This is a genomic window from Blastococcus sp. SYSU DS0619 (genome assembly GCF_054051035.1).
Map to the genome: position 1 here is coordinate 122596 of NZ_JBJHAM010000005.1, position 16348 is coordinate 138943.

The following is a 16348-nucleotide window of genomic DNA, read 5'->3' on the forward strand; positions in this document are numbered from 1 at the left end:
GAGCGTGCACGTGACCCCCAACGCCCGACGGGCCGCCGGCCGCCGTGTCCGCCGTCTCGGCGCCGCCCTGCTCGTCGCCACCGCGCTGGCCGCCTGCGGCACCGGCGCGGCGCCGACCCCGGCCGCCGCCCCATCGACGACGACCACTCCGCCGCCGCCGCCGCCGCCCCCGCCGGTGCTGTGGCCGCTGACCGGAGTGGACAGCGCCGGCGCCGGCATCGGTCACCCGGCCCTGGCCGTGAAGATCGAGAACTCGGTCACCGCCCGGCCGCAGACCGGTCTCAACGCCGCCGACATGGTGTGGGAGCAGGTCGTCGAAGGCGGCATCACCCGCTACGTCGCCGTCTACCACTCCACGGTGCCGGGCGAGATCGGGCCGGTGCGCTCGGTCCGGCCCATGGATGCGGCGATCGCCGCGCCGCTGGGCGGGCTCTTCGCCTTCTCCGGCGGGCAGCGGGCGTACGTCGACGCCGTGGCCGGGGCCGGCATGCAGGTGATCAGCCGCGACGCCGGCGCCGGCGGCTTCCACCGGCTGAGCACCCGCCGGGCGCCGCACGACGTCTACGCCGACCCGCACGCCCTCCTGGCGCAGGCCGACGCCGCGCACGCGGCGCCCCCGCCCGCCCAGTTCGCCATGGCCGCCGCGCCCGAGCAGGCCGCCGCCGTGGTCGCCGGCGCCCCCGCAGGGTTCGTGGACCTGACGCTCTCGGGCATCAGCCACCCGCGCTGGACGTGGAGCCCGCCCGACGGCCACTGGGTCCGCGCCGAGGCAGGCATGCCCGCGGTCGAGGCCGACGGCACGCCGGTGCGCGCCACCAACGTCGTCGTCCTGCGGGTCGATGTCGTGAACACCAGCGCGCTGGACCCGGCCGGCAACCCGGTGCCCGAGACGGTGATGGTCGGCGGGGGAGAGGCCCTGGTGGCCACCGGCGGGAAGACGCTGGCCGCCACGTGGGCCAAGCCGGCAATCGGCGCGCCGGTCGCCCTCACCGCCGGCGACGGCAGCCCGGTCACCCTCGCGCCCGGCACGACCTGGGTCGAGCTGGTGCCCAACCGGAACGGGTCGGTCACCGTCGGCTGAGTACGGACGTGGTCAGGCCACGCCGCGGGGTCAGGCCGTGCCGCGAGGTCAGGCGGCGTCGCGGGAGTGCACCCGGGCGTGCACCCACCCCGCGAGGCAGTGCAGCGCGGAGTGCTGCTCGGCCGAGGCGTAGCCCTGCTCGAAGGCCACGGCCTCGAGCAGGTCGGCGCTGTCGACGTCGCCGCCGCGGAAGAACCGCTCCATCACCTGGCCGGAGTCGGTGCTGCTGACGAAGAACCCGGCGATGCCCAGGGCGACGGTGTCGGGCACCGCCAGGCTGACCGGGGCGTGGGGCATGGACCCCCGGCGGTCCAGGGTCTCCTGGACGGAGGCGACGACCTGGCTCTCCGTGGCGGGCACGGCGGCCCGGCACATGATGCGCACTGCTCTCTCCTCTGCTCGGAACTCTCTGCACAGAAGAGAACGGCCGATCCTGTTCCGGACTGAACCCCCCGTCCGGGTCAGCCGGTCAGCAGGCCGGTCGGCTGCTCGGTGAGCCGGCCGCCGTCCAGGGCGAACGCCAGGGCCTTCTCGAGCACCGGGGTGACCGATGCCGCCCGGCGCTTGTAGCCGAAGACCGTGGCGGTGGCGGTCAGCAGCTCCTCGCGCCGCATCCCCGCCGCGGCCCGGCACAGCGCCGCCATCGCGTTCGCGATCTCCTCCGGCGCCACGTGCTCGATCGGCCGGTCGGTGCTCGACACCTGCCGGCGGAACCCGGTCCAGCCGGCGCGGTCGACGCCCTCGGGCCACAGGTGGTCGCCGTCGACGGCCGACGGCGGCAGCAGCGACAGGAGCATCTGCTTGCGCGCCTCGGTCGACCGGCTGAGCCCGAACGCGCCGACGGTCAGCTTGGCCAGCCGGTCGACGTGGATGGGCCCCTCCGCCTTGACACCGGCCGCCATCACCCGGCGAACCACGCGGGCGGCCTTCGACGCCGGCAGCTCGTCGAGCACCGACTTCTCACCGGCGGTCTTCGGGATCCACGGCACGAACGGCGTCTCGCCCTCCAGCGCTGCCGGGCCGGCCGGCTTCGTCGCGGCGGCCGCCTTCGGCGCCGGGCGGGCGGGGGTCGCCGGCACGGCCATCGACGTCACCGACGAGCGCAGCGCGGCGACGCCCTTGAACGACTCCACGGCCGCCGTCGGCAGCTGCAGGGGTGCGGGCACGGGGGTCGACGGGACCGGAGCGGCGTCCACCGCGGCGACCAGCCGGTCGACGACGGCGGCGGGGCCGGCCAGCCACGTGGGCAGCCAGACCCGCTCCACGACCGGCCAGCGCAGCAGGTCGCCGAGCACCTCGACCGGCACCGCGTCGCGGTCGCCGACCGTGCCGCGGCGCGCCCACGCCGGACCGTCCAGCAGCACGGCCACGAGCGGGGTCTCCGGGTCGGCGGCCCGGCTCACCGACAGGTCGATCCGGAACTCCGAGAGGCCGACGTCGGTGCGCACGACCAGCCCGCGCTCGCGCAGCGCGGCGGCGATCTGCTCCCGGTGCCGGTCGACGACGGCGGCCGACCGCGGCGAGCGCGGCAGGACGTCGGTGCCCTGCTCGGCCATGTCGAGGTAGGCGCGCAGGTGCTTGATGCCGACCGAGGAGGTCTCCTCGGCCCGCAGCTGCGCCGGGTCGAACGAGGAGAAGACGACGACCTGACGGCGCGCGCGGGTGATCGCCACGTTGAGCCGCCGCTCGCCGCCCTGCCGGTTGAGCGGGCCGAAGTTCAGCGGCAGCGTGCCGTCGGCGGTGGGGGAGAAGTTGGTGGAGAAGAGGACGACGTCGCGCTCGTCGCCCTGCACGTTCTCCAGGTTCTTGACGAACAGCCCCTCGCCGTCGGTGCGGTCGAGCGCGGCCGACAGCCGGTCGTCGTCGGCGTCGCGCAGCAGCGTCTCGATGTAGGAACGCTGCTGGGCGTTGAAGGTGACCACGCCGATCGAGGGCACGACGTCCATGCCGTCCCACTTCGACACCGCGTCGAACCGCCGGCGGATCTCGGCCACGATCGCCTTCGCCTCGACGGGGTTGGTGCGGAGCAGGCGGCCGGCGCCCGAGCGGTGGAACGTGCCCGGCACCCGCACCAGCGACACCCCGCGGCCGTCGGGCTCGGACGAGGCCCGCCCGTGCGTCGGCGCCGGGAACGACGACAGCCGGTTCTCGTAGTACTGGGCGTTGGAGAAGGCGATCAGCGACTCGTCCTGGCTGCGGTAGTGCCACGACAGCCAGTGCCGGGGCACCCGCGCCTGCACGCACTCGCTGAGGATCGACTCCTCGTCCTCGACCGCGGTCTCCACGACCTCCACGGAGTCGTCGGAGGTCGCCGGGGTCGGCTCCAGGAACGACGTCGGCGGCATCTGCCTGGAGTCACCGACGACGACGGCAGCCTTGGCCCGGCCCAGCGCGCCGACGGCGTCGGCCACCCGGATCTGCGAGGCCTCGTCGAAGACCACGAGGTCGAACTGGTCGGCCTTCGCGGGGAAGAACCGGGCCACCGAGTCCGGGGACACGAGCACGCACGGCATCACCGCGGTGATCAGCTCCCCGTACTGCGCCAGCAGCTGCCGGACGCCCAGCCCGCGGCGCTGCTTGGCCAGCTCCCGCTGCAGGGCGCCCACCTGGCCGGTGCCCATGGCGGCGTCGAACGGGCGGGAGCCCAGCACCGCGGCCGGCAGGGCCTGGGTCAGGTGCTCGCGCACCGCGCGGGAGGCGGCGGTGAACCGGGCGATGGCACGCTCGTGGGCCTCGTCGTCGAAGCCGTCCAGCCCGGTGGCGTCCAGCCGCTCGGCGACCGACGCCTCCGCCAGCCCGCGGTCGAGGGCGCGCACCGCGTCGTCGGCGGCGACGGCGCCGGTGATCAGCAGCGTCCGGGCGTCGAACAGGCCCGCGTAGCGCAGCGGCTCCAGGGTGTCGAGGAAGGACACCCAGCGGCGCAGCGACATCAGCACCGTGCCCTCGACCCCGCGCTCCGGGCGGGTCATCGACCAGCGCAGCACGAAGCCGTCGTCCCCGGCCCAGGTGGCGAGCTGGTCGGAGGAGCTGCGGCAGACCTGCAGCAGCGCGGTCACCGCGTCGCGCAGCCGCGCCACCGCAGCGGCGGTCTCCCGTGCCGACGGCATCCCGGCGACGATCAGCTTGCGCAGCGCGACGTGGAAGGCCGACGAGCCGTCGACGGCGGTGCCGGCGCGGCGCAGCCACTCGACCTCGCGCTCGAGGAGGCCGGGGTCGGTGAACGGGTTCCAGGTCTCCGGTGCGGACAGGCCGGGCACGGAGCGCACCCGGCCGGCGATGGCGGAGACCGCCGTCTGCACCCGCCAGAGGTTCTCCACCAGTGGCGGCACGTCCCTGGGCCGGACCTTCGCGCCCGGCCGCAGGCAGGAGGTCAGCTGGTCGCGGACGGCGATCAGCCGGCGCCGGCGCCCCCACCAGCCGGAGGCGGCCGCGGTCTGCGCGGACACGTAGATCTCGGCCAGGGGCAGGCCGAGGACCTCGGGCGTGGCGACGTCGAGGCCCGGGTGCCGGAAGGCGGTGAAGGCCGCCACTTCGCCGAGGACCGCGCCGGACGCCGTCGTCCACCGGCCGCTGAACGTCTCGTCCAGCACGTCGAGGCCGATCGGCGGGCCGGACAGCAGGTGCACCAGCGCGTCGAGGTCCTCGGGCGTGCGGGCGTGCCGCAGCACCCCGCCGAGCTCGGGGAAGCCGGCCAGCTCGCGCACCGCCGTGTCGACGGCGGAGGCGGCCTCGCGCGCCGCGGGCAGGTCGATCTCCGGCGAGTCGACGAACGCCCACGGGTGCCGCGGCGACGGGCGGGTGAGGTCGGCGATGTCGGGCAGCAGCGCCAGGGCCCGGCGGACCGCGGTCAGCACCTCGGCCGGGGCGTTGGCGACGAACGGCAACGGGACCGGCAGCGCGCGCACGTCGGTGCCGGCGGTCAGCTCGGCGGTGCGGGCGGTGTAGAGCGACAGGCCGGCGGCGTTCTCGGTGTGCAGCCGGTCGGCGTAGCGGGCCAGCTGGCGGCGGGCCGAGCGCAGCGTCTCGGAGTCGGCGGCCAGGCCCTGCTCGTCGACGGCGACGGCGTGCTCCAGGGCCAGCCGGACCTGTGCCCGCACCATCGAGGCGCGTGATCCCTTGTCGTGCAGGTCGAGGGCGAACATGCCCATCCCGACGGCGTCCAGCCGCCGGGCCACGACGTCCAGCGCCGCGCGCTTCTCCGCCACGAACAGCACCCGCTTGCCGTCGGCGACCGCGCGGGTGAGCAGGTTGGTGATCGTCTGCGACTTGCCGGTGCCGGGCGGGCCCTCGAGCACGAACGTGCGCCCGGCGCCCGCCTCCGCGATCGCCCGCAGCTGCGAGGCGTCGGCCGGCACGGGCAGCTCGGCGGCCAGCTCGTCGAGGTCGACGTAGGTGCCCGGGTCGCGGGCCGGGTCGACGAAGGGCTCGGTCGGCTCGTGCACCAGGTGGTGCACCAGCGGGTTCCCCGCGAAGTCGCCCCAGTGCTCGTCGAGGTCCTTCCACAGCCGGTACTTGGCGAACTGCAGGATCGCCAGGTCCGCCGTCGCCTCGACCAGATAGGGCAGGCCGTGGCCGACCAGCCCGACCCGCATGGCCTCCAGGGCCCGCTCCAGCTCGGGGGTGCTCTCCGCGGTGTCGCTCAGCGCCGGGACGACCAGGCCGTGCAGCTGGCGGAGCTTCTCCAGCAGGCAGTAGTTGGGGGTGCTGGCGCCCGACTCGTCCAGGGCCAGCCGGTAGGAGCCGGTGCGCCCGACCGGGGTGAGGACAACCGGCACCAGCAGCAGCGGCGAGCGCAGCGGCCGCCCGTCGAGCTCCCAGACCAGCGAGCCCAGGGCCAGGTAGAGGTTGTTGGCGCCGGTCTCCTCCTGCACGGTCTTCGCGCGGTAGGCGAGGTTGCGCAGGCGGGGCAGGTAGCCGCCGGAGGTGACGTCGGCGTGCACCTCGCGCCGCTCCACCAGCAGCTCGGTCAGCTGCTCGGCCGGGAGCTCCTTGGCGGTGGTGAGCCCGCGCTCCTGCTGGACGGCGGCCAGCTGGTCGCCGGGCAGCAGGGTGAGCGGGGTGCCGTCGTGGACGAAGTTGTCCAGGATCGGCAGCGCGGTGTCCGGCACGGTCAGCGGCAGGCCGGCGCGCTCGCTGTAGTTGATCAGCCGGTTCCGCAGGCTCAGGTCCAGCAGCGCGTTCTTCCACTGCTGCACCCGGGGCGGTGCCTCGGGGCGGCTAGACGGGTGCGCCGGCGCCGACGCGGTCGGGAGGGCCGGGGCGCTGTGCTCGGCCGGCCGGTACTCGACGACCTGCAGCAGCCCCTCCGGCGTCCGCGCGCGGGCGGGCAGGGGCAGGATGCCGTCGCGCCGGGCGCGGTGGACGTCGGTCACGCCGAGGATGCGCTCGAGCTCGCCGGTGAGCCACTCCGCGTAGGCGGGGCGGTGCAGGTCCTCGCCGGGCCGGTCGGCGCCGGTGAGCATCGTCGTCTCCACCAGGCCGATCAGCCCGAGGTCGACCAGGTTCACCAGCGGCGCGGCGTCGGTGGTGGCGGCGCTCTCGGAGCTGCGCTCCTCCCGCCAGTAACCCAGGAACGCGTGACCGTCGGCCAGCCACAGCAGCGGCCGGATGCCGGCCTGCTCGAGCGCCGCGGCGAGCACGACGACGGTGTCCAGCGGGGTGGCCACCCGCCAGGTGAGGACGTCGCCGGGCGAGCGCACCTGCTGGCCGAGGTCGGCCCAGCGGGCCGGCGGCTCCGAGTAGCGGACGCCCCGGCGCCGGAGGGCCTCGGCGAGCGCCTGCACGACCTCGTCCACGCGCTCGGCGGTGGCCGCGTAGCCGACCATCGCGCCGCTGCCGGTCTTCTGCTCCAGCAGCTCGGCGGCCTCGGCGACCAGCCCGGTGACCGCCGGGTGGTTGGGCATGACGTGCGCGGCGAGCATCTCCAGCGCCAGCGGCAGGGGAGTGGCCAGCCACTGGTTGGCCGCGAGGACCTGCACCGGGGCGGTGGTCTCGCCGAGCAGCTCGCCGTCCAGCTCCACCTCGACGTCGACGACGCCGGGGCGCTGCTCCTCGACGTGCAGCATCGCGGCGGGGTCCATCACCAGGCCGATGCCGGTGAGCACCGTGGTGCGGCCGGCGTCGACGTCGGCCAGCAGCTCGACGGCCTGGGCGATCGGCCCCTCCGCGTCGCGCACAGACAGGCGCACGGTCACCCCGCGCAGGGTCCGGTCGGCGGTCAGCGCCAGCCGGGAGACGACCGGCAGGCGGTTGTGCGCCAGCGCGTAGCTGAGCACCGGGGTCGAGGTGAGGTCGATGGAGACGACGGCCGGTGGCGCGACGACATCACCGAGCTCGATGTCGGCAGTGGTCTCCATGGTCACCTGTCTACCGGGTCGGACGGACTGGTCCGCCCATGGTCCCCGACGGATGGGGCGGATGTGACGGGTGCGCTCGATCGTTGCCCGGGATCACAGACCCGACCTCGTCCGGCGGTTCCGGCACCGCGGGGTCCTGCCGATGGCTCCGGGCGCGACAGGTCATCCGCGCACGCTCCGACTCTGCCCAGCCGGCCCGGGCAGAGTCGGACCGTGCGTGCGCAAGGTCGGCTGCTGCCCCCACCCTGGGGCAGCAGCCGCCTGCCGGGGCAGCTCCGTCCCGCCCGGGTTGCCGACCGGTCGTCGGCGACGCAGGTTGCAGGCATGACCGATGCGCAGCGACACGGATCCGGCCTGGTCGTCGAGGACCGCGGGCACGTCCGCGTGCTGACCCTGGACCGGCCCGATCGGCGCAACGCGCTCTCCACCGAGCTGCAGGCCGACCTGGTCGAGCAGTTCCTGCGGGTCGTCGAGGACGGTGTCCGGGCCGTGGTGCTCACCGGCACCGGCCCGGCGTTCTGCGCCGGCTTCGACCTCAAGGAGATCCGCGCGGCCGACGAGCGGGGGGAGCGGTTCCGCCCGCCGATGAACCGGCCCGCGCGGGCGGTGTTCGAGGTGGTCACCGAGACGCCGGTCCCGGTGGTCGCGGCCCTCAACGGGCCGGCGGTCGCGGGTGGCTTCGAGCTGGCGCTCGCCTGCGACCTGCGGGTCGCCTCGCCGGGGGTGCACTTCGCGTTGCCCGAGGCGGCGATCGGCATGGGCGCCAACTTCGGCTCGGTCGTGCTGCCCAAGCGCATCCCGGTGGGCATCGCGATGGAGCTGCTGTTCACCGGCGACCGGCTCGACGCGACGGAGGCGCAGCAGTGGGGGTTGCTCAACCGGCTGGTGTCGGCCGACGAGGTGCTGCCGACGGCGCTCGGGCTGGCCGACCGGATCGCCGCCAACGCCCCCGTCTCGGTACGCCGGATGAAGGAGACCGCCGTCAAGGCCCTGGAGCTGCCGCTGTGGCAGGGCCTGCGCCTGGACGTCGGGCCCAACCCCTACCTGAGCGAGGACCGCAAGGAGGGCATCGCCGCCCGCCTGGAGAAGCGGGCCCCCCGCTGGACCGGGCGCTGACCTCGGGGGAACGAGGTCAGCGGAAGCGCTGCTCCAGGTCCTGGACCTCGGGCAGGCCCACCAGGTCGGTGAACTCGCCGAAGGTCGGCACCGCGTCCAGCGCCGCGGTGGGGACGCGGTCCCGCTTGAGGGTGTCCAGCAGCGAGCGCATGCCCGCGGTCGCCGCCAGCAGGGTGCCGATCGGGTAGATCACCAGCGAGAAGCCCAGCTCGGTGATCCGCTCGTAGCTCAGCGGCGGGGTCTTGCCGCCCTCGGCCCAGTTGAAGACCAGCGGAGCGGTGCCGCGCAGCTCGCCGGCCACCCGCGCGATGTCCTCCTCCGACGTCGGCGCCTCGACGAACAGGATGTCCGCCCCGGCCTCGGCGAACGCGCGCGCCCGGGCGATGGCGTCGTCCACCCCGGACACGGCGACCGCGTCGGTGCGGGCGATCACCAGCAGGTCGGGGTCGCGCCGGGCGGCGACGGCGGCGCGGATCTTGCCGACCATCTCGTCGGTTCCGATGACCGCCTTGCCGGTCATGTGCCCGCACTTCTTCGGCGAGACCTGGTCCTCCAGCTGGAGCGCGGCGACGCCGGCCTGCTCGTACAGCTGCACGGTGCGGACGACGTTGACCGCGTTGCCGTAGCCGGTGTCGGCGTCGGCGATCACCGGGACGTCGACGGCGGAGACGATGCGCCGGGCGTTGTCGACCATCTCCGCACCGGTCAGCAGCCCCACGTCCGGCCGGCCGATGAGCGACGCCGTCGTGCCGAACCCGGTCATGTAGACGGTGCTGAAGCCGGCCTGCTCGACCAGCCGCGCGGAGAGCGCGTCGTAGGCACCGGGGGCGAGGAGCGGTTCCGGCCCGGCCAGCAGTTCGCGCAGCCGCGCCCTCGGTGCCCGTCCGTTGCTCAGCAGCTCCGCCACGTCGCCTCCTCGTTGTATGCAGTCACACGGAATTTACCGGGAGCCATTGCCTCCCGGAACGTGACGGCCCTAGGTTTGCACACAATTTACGAGAGGGTGTGACGGGTGACACGGTCCGCGACGTCGGCCGAACGGGTGCTGCAGGAGCTCCGCGAGCTGATCCTCGCCGCTTCCCTCGCCCCGGGCGCGCGGCTCGGGGAGGTGGAGCTCGCGGAGCGGCTGGCGGTGAGCCGGACCCCGGTCCGCGAGGCCCTCACCCGGCTGGCCGCCGAGGGCCTGGTCGAGGTCGTGCCCAACCGCGGCGCCCGCGTCGCCACCTGGACCGTCGCCGAGCTGGAGGGCGTCTTCGACCTCCGGCTCTCCCTGGAGCCGCAGCTCACCGGTTTCGCGGTCCCCGCCGCGAGCGCGCAGGACGTCGAGGAGCTCGACGAGCTGGCCTCCCGGATGCTCGCCGTCGGCAGCCCCGGCCCGGCGCAGGACCTCGACGCGCTGGTCCCGCTCAACCGCGCCTTCCACGACCGCCTGGTCGCGCTCGCCGGCCACCCCACGCTGGCCGCCGCCCTCGCCGCCGCCATCCACCCGCCGATCGTCCGGCGCAACTTCCACGCCTACGACGCCGAGTCGCTGCGCCGCAGCCTCGCCCACCACCTGGAGATCGTCGCCGCGCTGCGCGCCCGCGACCCCGGCTGGGCCCGCGCGGTGATGACCGCGCACATCTGCAACGCCCGCACCGTCATGGTCCGGGCCGCGACCGAGCAGGCCGGGCGAGCAGCGGCCGGTCCGCACCCCCAGGAGAAGGAGGCCTCATGAGCTACCGGCTCGGAGTCGACGTCGGAGGCACGTTCACCGACGTCCTGCTGGTGGAGGAGGGGACCGGCAGCACCTGGCGCGCCAAGACCGCCTCCACCCCGGCCGACCAGGCCGTCGGCGTCCTCACCGGCGTGGCCAAGGTCTGCGCCGAGGCGGGCATCGAGCTCGCCGAGGTCGCGCAGGTCCTGCACGGCACCACCGTGGCGACCAACGCCATCCTCGAGGGCAAGGGGGCGCGGGTCGGGCTGGTGACCACCAAGGGCTTCCGCCAGGTGCTGCAGATCGCCCGCTCCTTCGTGCCGGGCGGCCTGGCCGGATGGATCATCTGGCCCAAGCCGGAGCCGCTGGCCGCGCTGGAGAACACCGTCGAGATCGACGAGCGCATCGCCAGCGACGGCTCGGTGATCCGGAAGCTGGACGAGGACGACGTCCGCGCCCAGCTCGCCAAGCTCCAGGACGCCGGCATCCAGGCGCTGGCGGTCAGCCTGATCAACTCCTTCGCCGACCCGGCCCACGAGCAGCGGGTCGCCGCGATCGCCGCCGAGCTCCTGCCCGGCATCCCGGTGTCGCTCTCCTCCGACGTGCTGCCCGAGCTGCGGGAGTACGAGCGCACGCTCACCACGGTGGCCAACGGCTACGTCCAGCCGCAGGTGCAGAAGTACGTGCAGAACCTCGCCGGGCAGCTGCGCGAGGGCGGGGTCGCCGGCGAGCTGGCCATCCTGCGCAGCGACGGCGGGCTCTCCTCCGCCCGCAAGGCGATCGACTCCCCGGTGACGCTGCTGCTCTCGGGCCCCGCGGGCGGGGTGACCGGCGCGGTGTGGGCGGCCGAGCAGGCCGGCCACCGCGACGTGATCACCTTCGACATGGGTGGGACGTCGACCGACGTGGGGCTGGTCCAGGACCTGAGCCCGCGGATCGGCCGGGAGACGAAGGTCGGGGACCTCGTCGTCCGGTCCTCCAGCGTCGACGTGCGCACGGTGGGCGCCGGCGGCGGCTCGATCGCGCACGTGCCCGAGCTGACCCGTGCGCTGCGCGTCGGCCCGCAGTCGGCCGGCGCCGACCCCGGCCCCGCCGCCTACGGCAAGGGCGGTGCCGAACCGACGGTGACCGACGCCAACGTCGTGCTCGGCCACCTGCCCACGTCCCTGGCCGGCGGCGAGATCGGCCTGGACGTCGAGGCGGCACGGGCCGCGGTCGCCACGGTGGCCGAGGCGATGGGGCTGGAGTCGGTGGAGGCCGCGGCCGCCGGGATCGTCGACATCGTGAACGAGAACATGCTCGGTGGACTCCGGCTGGTCTCGGTGCAGCAGGGCTTCGACCCCCGCGACTTCGCCCTGGTCGCCTTCGGTGGCGCCGGCCCGCTGCACGCCAACGCGCTGGGGAAGCTGACCGGTGCCTGGCCGGTGATCGTGCCGCCCGCGCCCGGCATCCTCAACGCCCTCGGCGACGCGACCACCAGCCGGCGCGACGAGTCCGCGCGCACGGTGCTGCGCCGGTTCGCCGAGCTCTCCGGCGGCGACGTCGTCGGGATCCTCCGCGGGCTCGCCGAGGACGCCGGCCGACGGCTGACCGAGCAGGGGCTGCCGCCCGAGGAGCAGACCGTCGGCTACCAGGTCGACGTCCGGTACCACGGGCAGGGCTTCGAGATCCCGGTCGACGTCGACCCGGCCTGGCTCGACGACACCGACGGCGCGCTGGACGCCGTCGCCCGCACCTTCGACGCCGAGCACGAGCGGCTGTTCAGCTTCCTGCTCGACGTCGACCACGAGATCGTCAACGCGCGGGCCACGGTCACCGGACCGAAGCCCGACGTGGCGCCGGTGACGTTGCCGGAGGGGGACGGCGACCCGGCCGGCGCCCTCGTCCAGGAGCACCGGATCTACGTCGGCGGCGAGTACCTGCCCGCCGGCGTCTACGACCGGGCGAAGCTGCGCGCCGGTGACGTGGTGACCGGTCCCGCGATCGTCACCGAGATGGACTCCACCACCCTCGTCCTGCCCGGCCACGTCGCCACCGTGCACCCGGCCGGCAGCCTGCTGATCACCCCCCTGGAGGGCTGAGCCATGGCGACGATCGTCGAGACCGCGACCGGCACCGTCGAGAAGGTCGACGTCGACCCGGTCACCCTCGATCTCATCGAGAACGGGCTGCGCAACGCCCGCTTCGAGATGGACGAGGTGCTCTTCCGCACCGCGCTGTCGCCGGGCATCCGCGAGCAGCACGACGAGTTCCCGCTGATCGCCGACCCCGACGGGAAGATGGTCGTCGGCCAGTTCGGCCTGTCGATCCCCGACTTCCTCGAGGGCTTCTCGGACACCGTCGAGGAGGGCGACGTCCTGCTGACCAGCGACCCGTACTCGTGCGGCGCCGCGATCAGCCACGCCAACGACTGGCTGGTCGTCGTCCCGATCTTCCACGAGGGCCGGCTGGTCGGGTGGTCGTCGATGTTCGGGCACATGTCCGACGTCGGCGGCAAGACGCCGTCGTCCATGCCGACGGACGCCACCACGATCTTCGAGGAGGGCGTGATCATCCCGCCCTTCAAGCTCTACCGGGCGGGCGTGCTCAACGACGACGCGCTGCGCATCGTGCTCAACCAGGTGCGCAAGCCCGACTGGAACCGCGCCGACCTCAACGGGCTGGTGGCCGCATGCCGCACCGCTGCCCGGCGGGTGGTGGAGATGTGCGAGCGGTTCGGCACCGACACCTACCTGTCGGCCCTGGACGCGCTGCTGCAGCGCAACTACGACGCCATGAAGGTGCTGCTGGCGGCGGTGTTCGAGGAGGGTCGCACGCTCTCGTTCACCGACTACATCTGCGACGACGGCGTGGGGTACGGGCCGTACCAGCTGACGATGTCGCTGACCCGCACCGGCGACAAGGTGCACATCGACTTCACCGGCTCCTCGCCCCAGGCGGTCGGGCCGATCAACTACTTCATCAACGAGAACCTCACGCGGATGTTCTTCGGGATCTACATGATCACCGTGGCCGATCCGCAGATCCTCTGGAACGACGGCTTCTACCCGCTGGTCGACGTCACGATCCCGGAGGGCTCGTACTGGCGGCCGAAGTTCCCCGCCGCGCTCAACGGCCGCAACCACGGCATCGGCCGGGTCTTCGACCTGTTCGGCGGGCTGCTCGGCCAGACCAACCCGGCGCTGCTCAACGCCGCCGGCTTCTCCTCCTCGCCACACTTCATGTACTCCGGCACCTACTCCTCCGGCGAGCGGAAGGGCGAGTGGTTCCAGCTGTACTCGATCGGCTTCGGCGGGATCCCCGGGCGGCCGCTGGGCGACGGCCCGGACGGGCACTCGCTGTGGCCCAGCTTCACCAACATCCCGTGCGAGTACCTGGAGTCCTACTACCCGCTGCGGATCGAGCAGTGGGTGACCGTGCCGGACACCGGGGGCGCCGGGCTGCACCGCGGGGGCAACGGCGTCGACGTCGCCTACGTCTTCGAGGAGCCGAGCACGATCGCCATCCACGACGACCGCTGGCTCACCTACCCGTGGGGCGTGAACGGCGGCCACCCCGGTGCCCGGGGCACCAAGTGGATCGAGCGCGCCGACGGCACCCGCTCGGTGCTGCCCAGCAAGTGCCACGACGTCCCGGTGCAGCCGGGGGACGTGCTGCACTTCGTCACCTGGGGCGGCGGCGGGTGGGGCGACCCGCTGGAGCGGGAGCCCGAGCTGGTGGCCCTGGAGGTGCGGCGCGGGCTGGTGACGCCGAAGGGTGCCGAGCGGTACGGCGTCTGCGTCGACGAGGACGGCACGGTGGACGCCGCGGCGACCGCGGAGCTGCGGGACCGGATGCGCGTCGACCGGCCCGCCGAACTCCCCGTCTTCGACATGGGCCCGCCGGTCGAGGAGCTGCTGGCCCGGTGCGAGGAGGAGACCGGGCTGCCCGCGCCGAAGCGGCCGGTGTGGGCCGGGTGAGCGAGCCGGAACCGGCGCCCGGCCCGCACGGGTCCGCCTTCTCCGGCCGGGTCGGCTGGGGCAGGCGGCCCGCGGTGCTGGTCATCGACCTGGTCCGGGCCTACACCGAGCCGGAGGGGCCCTTCGCGCTGCCGGAGCCGGCGACGGCGGTCGTGGCGGTCACCGCGCTGGTGGACGCGGCCCGCGCCGCCGGCTACCCGGTGCTGTGGACCGGGGTCCGGTACGGCGCCGACCTCGCCGACGGCGGGTTGTTCGTGCGCAAGGTGCCGGCGCTGGCCGCGTTCGCCGCCGGGGCCGAGGGGCGCTGGGGCGACCTCGCGCTGGAGCCGGGGCCGGGCGAGCCGGTGCTGTTCAAGCAGTACGCGTCGGCGTTCTTCGGCACTCCGCTGGCCACCACCCTGCACACCCTGGGCGTGGACACCCTGGTGATCGGCGGGGTGTCCACGTCCGGCTGCGTCCGGGCGACCGCGATGGACGCGCTGAACAGCGGGTTCCGGCCCCAGGTGGTGCGGGAGGCCTGCGCCGACCGGACGGCGCAGGTGCACGCGGCCAACCTCGCCGACCTGGACGCCAAGTACGCCGACGTGGTCGAACTGGACGAGGCGCTCGCCCGGCTCGGCGGACCGGTTGCGGAACGCAATAGTTCATGACGGTCGGGTAACGGCTCGTCACTCCCGCCCGATCGGCTCCAGCCGGCGGCCGGCGCCTGGCAGGGTCCGGCTGACCGTGTCGTCGGACCCCGAGGAGTCGTCATGAACTGCGCGCACTGCGGAGCCGTGCACCAGCGAGGCCGCTACTGCGTCGGCTGCGGCAAGACCATGCCGCCGTCCCCGCTGCCGCCCCGCCCGGTCCGCCTGGCCCCCCGCCCGCCGTACGAGGTCACCGACGACATGACCCAGCCGGTGCTGCGCTTCGACGTCCGCCCGCGCCGGGCGCACGAGGCGGTGCCGGCCGAGGTCGGCTGAGACGTGGCACGAGCCTGGTCACCCGAACGGGTGACCAGGCTCACTGCTAGCAATCTGCTTGCAGGAGTTAGCACTCCCGGTGTGCGGGGCATGTAATGGAGCGACAGATCATCCCCGATCTCTGGAGCTGCACCCCCATGAGCGACAACGCCAAGATGATCAACCAGCTGCGCGCCCTCGTCCTCCTCACGCAGACCGAGGAGCAGGTCGCACGGACCCGCATCAGCCAGGCTCGCACCGACGCCGTCCGTCGGGAGCTCACGCAGAACGCCGACAACGCCGCTGCCCGCACCATCGAGATCACCGAGCAGCTGCGCTCGCTCGGTGGCGTGCCCGACGTCGTCACCCCGGCCGTCGGCCGGCTCTCCGCGGTCCTCAAGGCCACCTTCGAGCAGGCCACCCCGCTGGAGGAGGCGCTGCTCACCGACCTGCAGCTCGAGCACCAGCTGCTCGACCGCGCCACCTACCTCAAGGTGCTCGCCCAGACCGCCGGTCAGGCCAAGACGCGGCAGCTGGCCGAGAAGCTCATCGACGCCCACAAGGCCACCGTCGAGTGGCTGACCGTGGTCCTCGCCGAGGAGGCCCTGGGTGGCCCCGCCGCCCTGCAGCCCACCCCGGTGCAGAAGGTCGCCGGCGGCGTCGCCCGCGCGGTCAACGCGCCGGTCCGCTTCTGGGCCAACACGGTGAACAACGCCGTCGACTCGGTGCGCCACGCCGGCGAGGAGACCTCCGAGCGTGTCTCCGCCGCAGGTGACCGCGCGTCCGCACTCGGCGACGCCGTCCGCGAGACCTTCACGGTCGGGCGCGCCGCCTCGCTGCGCCGCGCCGAGCGGATCGCCCAGCGCGAGGGCAACAAGGACGCGGCCGAGGTCGCCCGCGACGCCCGCGAGGAGCTCGGCGACGTCAACGCCGACGAGCTGCCCATCAAGGGCTTCGACTCGCTGACGAACCAGGACGCCATCAAGGCGATCAAGCAGCTGAAGACCCCGCACGACATCAACGTGATCATCCGCTACGAGGAGACCCACAAGAACCGGGCGAACGTGGTCAGCGCCGCGCAGACCCAGTTCGCCGCCCTGGCCAAGGAAGCGGTCGGCGTCGACAGCTGATCGCACCGGCCCCGATCCGGGGTCCGTCCACGCGGAGGGCCCGCATCCCCACGGGGGTGCGGGCCC

The 16348-nt window shown here is 74.1% G+C and carries 11 protein-coding genes; 8 read left to right on the top strand and 3 right to left on the bottom strand.

What is annotated here, in order from left to right:
• Nucleotides 1-10 precede the first annotated feature (10 nt).
• Nucleotides 11-1081, top strand: coding sequence for a DUF3048 domain-containing protein (locus ACI79T_RS09100; RefSeq protein WP_456609732.1), 1071 nt, complete (start codon nt 11-13; stop codon nt 1079-1081).
• Between the two features lie 48 nt (nt 1082-1129).
• Here ACI79T_RS09100 and ACI79T_RS09105 read toward each other — a convergent pair whose 3' ends face one another.
• Nucleotides 1130-1456 carry a hypothetical protein gene (locus ACI79T_RS09105; protein WP_456609883.1) on the bottom strand — a complete coding sequence of 109 codons (327 nt, stop codon included), beginning with the start codon at nt 1454-1456 and terminating at the stop codon, nt 1130-1132.
• Nucleotides 1457-1542: 86 nt separating this feature from the next.
• Nucleotides 1543-7437 carry a DUF4011 domain-containing protein gene (locus ACI79T_RS09110; RefSeq protein ID WP_456609733.1) on the bottom strand — a complete coding sequence of 1965 codons (5895 nt, stop codon included), beginning with the start codon at nt 7435-7437 and terminating at the stop codon, nt 1543-1545.
• A 324-nt stretch (nt 7438-7761) separates the two neighbouring features.
• Between ACI79T_RS09110 and ACI79T_RS09115 the strand changes: the two genes are divergently transcribed.
• A complete protein-coding gene (locus ACI79T_RS09115) occupies nt 7762-8553 on the top strand; it encodes an enoyl-CoA hydratase/isomerase family protein (protein WP_456609734.1) in 792 nt (263 codons plus the stop codon).
• 16 nt (nt 8554-8569) lie between these two features.
• On the opposite strand, the gene ACI79T_RS09120 is transcribed toward ACI79T_RS09115, so the two are convergent.
• A complete protein-coding gene (locus ACI79T_RS09120) occupies nt 8570-9460 on the bottom strand; it encodes an isocitrate lyase/PEP mutase family protein (RefSeq protein ID WP_456609735.1) in 891 nt (296 codons plus the stop codon).
• 105 nt (nt 9461-9565) lie between these two features.
• Between ACI79T_RS09120 and ACI79T_RS09125 the strand changes: the two genes are divergently transcribed.
• The 6 genes from ACI79T_RS09125 (at nt 9566) to ACI79T_RS09150 (ending at nt 16282) form a co-directional block, all read left to right on the top strand.
• A complete protein-coding gene (locus ACI79T_RS09125) occupies nt 9566-10270 on the top strand; it encodes a GntR family transcriptional regulator (protein ID WP_456609736.1) in 705 nt (234 codons plus the stop codon).
• The gene (locus tag ACI79T_RS09130; RefSeq protein ID WP_456609737.1) at nt 10267-12330 is read left to right on the top strand and encodes a hydantoinase/oxoprolinase family protein; all 2064 of its coding nucleotides are present in this window, start codon (nt 10267-10269) and stop codon (nt 12328-12330) included. The genes ACI79T_RS09125 and ACI79T_RS09130 overlap by 4 nt, the downstream gene beginning before the upstream one ends.
• Before the next feature lie 3 nt (nt 12331-12333).
• On the top strand, nt 12334-14208 hold the full coding sequence (locus ACI79T_RS09135; protein ID WP_456609738.1) for a hydantoinase B/oxoprolinase family protein: 1875 nt from the start codon (nt 12334-12336) through the stop codon (nt 14206-14208).
• The gene (locus ACI79T_RS09140) at nt 14205-14858 is read left to right on the top strand and encodes an isochorismatase family protein (protein ID WP_456609739.1); all 654 of its coding nucleotides are present in this window, start codon (nt 14205-14207) and stop codon (nt 14856-14858) included. The genes ACI79T_RS09135 and ACI79T_RS09140 overlap by 4 nt, the downstream gene beginning before the upstream one ends.
• A 102-nt stretch (nt 14859-14960) precedes the next feature.
• Nucleotides 14961-15173, top strand: a complete 213-nt coding sequence (locus tag ACI79T_RS09145; RefSeq protein ID WP_456609740.1) for a hypothetical protein — start codon at nt 14961-14963, stop codon at nt 15171-15173.
• 137 nt (nt 15174-15310) lie between these two features.
• Nucleotides 15311-16282 (top strand): ferritin-like domain-containing protein, encoded by a 972-nt coding sequence (locus tag ACI79T_RS09150; protein WP_456609741.1) that lies wholly within the window; start codon nt 15311-15313, stop codon nt 16280-16282.
• Nucleotides 16283-16348 lie beyond the last annotated feature (66 nt).

Bases quoted from the DNA above. Each gene is read 5' to 3' on its own strand.
- ACI79T_RS09105 (WP_456609883.1), bottom strand. From the start codon at position 1,456: ATGTGCCGGGCCGCCGTGCCCGCCACGGAGAGCCAGGTCGTCGCCTCC.
- ACI79T_RS09110 (WP_456609733.1), bottom strand. From the start codon at position 7,437: ATGGAGACCACTGCCGACATCGAGCTCGGTGATGTCGTCGCGCCACCG.
- ACI79T_RS09115 (WP_456609734.1), top strand. From the start codon at position 7,762: ATGACCGATGCGCAGCGACACGGATCCGGCCTGGTCGTCGAGGACCGC.
- ACI79T_RS09130 (WP_456609737.1), top strand. From the start codon at position 10,267: ATGAGCTACCGGCTCGGAGTCGACGTCGGAGGCACGTTCACCGACGTC.
- ACI79T_RS09135 (WP_456609738.1), top strand. From the start codon at position 12,334: ATGGCGACGATCGTCGAGACCGCGACCGGCACCGTCGAGAAGGTCGAC.
- ACI79T_RS09145 (WP_456609740.1), top strand. From the start codon at position 14,961: ATGAACTGCGCGCACTGCGGAGCCGTGCACCAGCGAGGCCGCTACTGC.
- ACI79T_RS09150 (WP_456609741.1), top strand. From the start codon at position 15,311: ATGAGCGACAACGCCAAGATGATCAACCAGCTGCGCGCCCTCGTCCTC.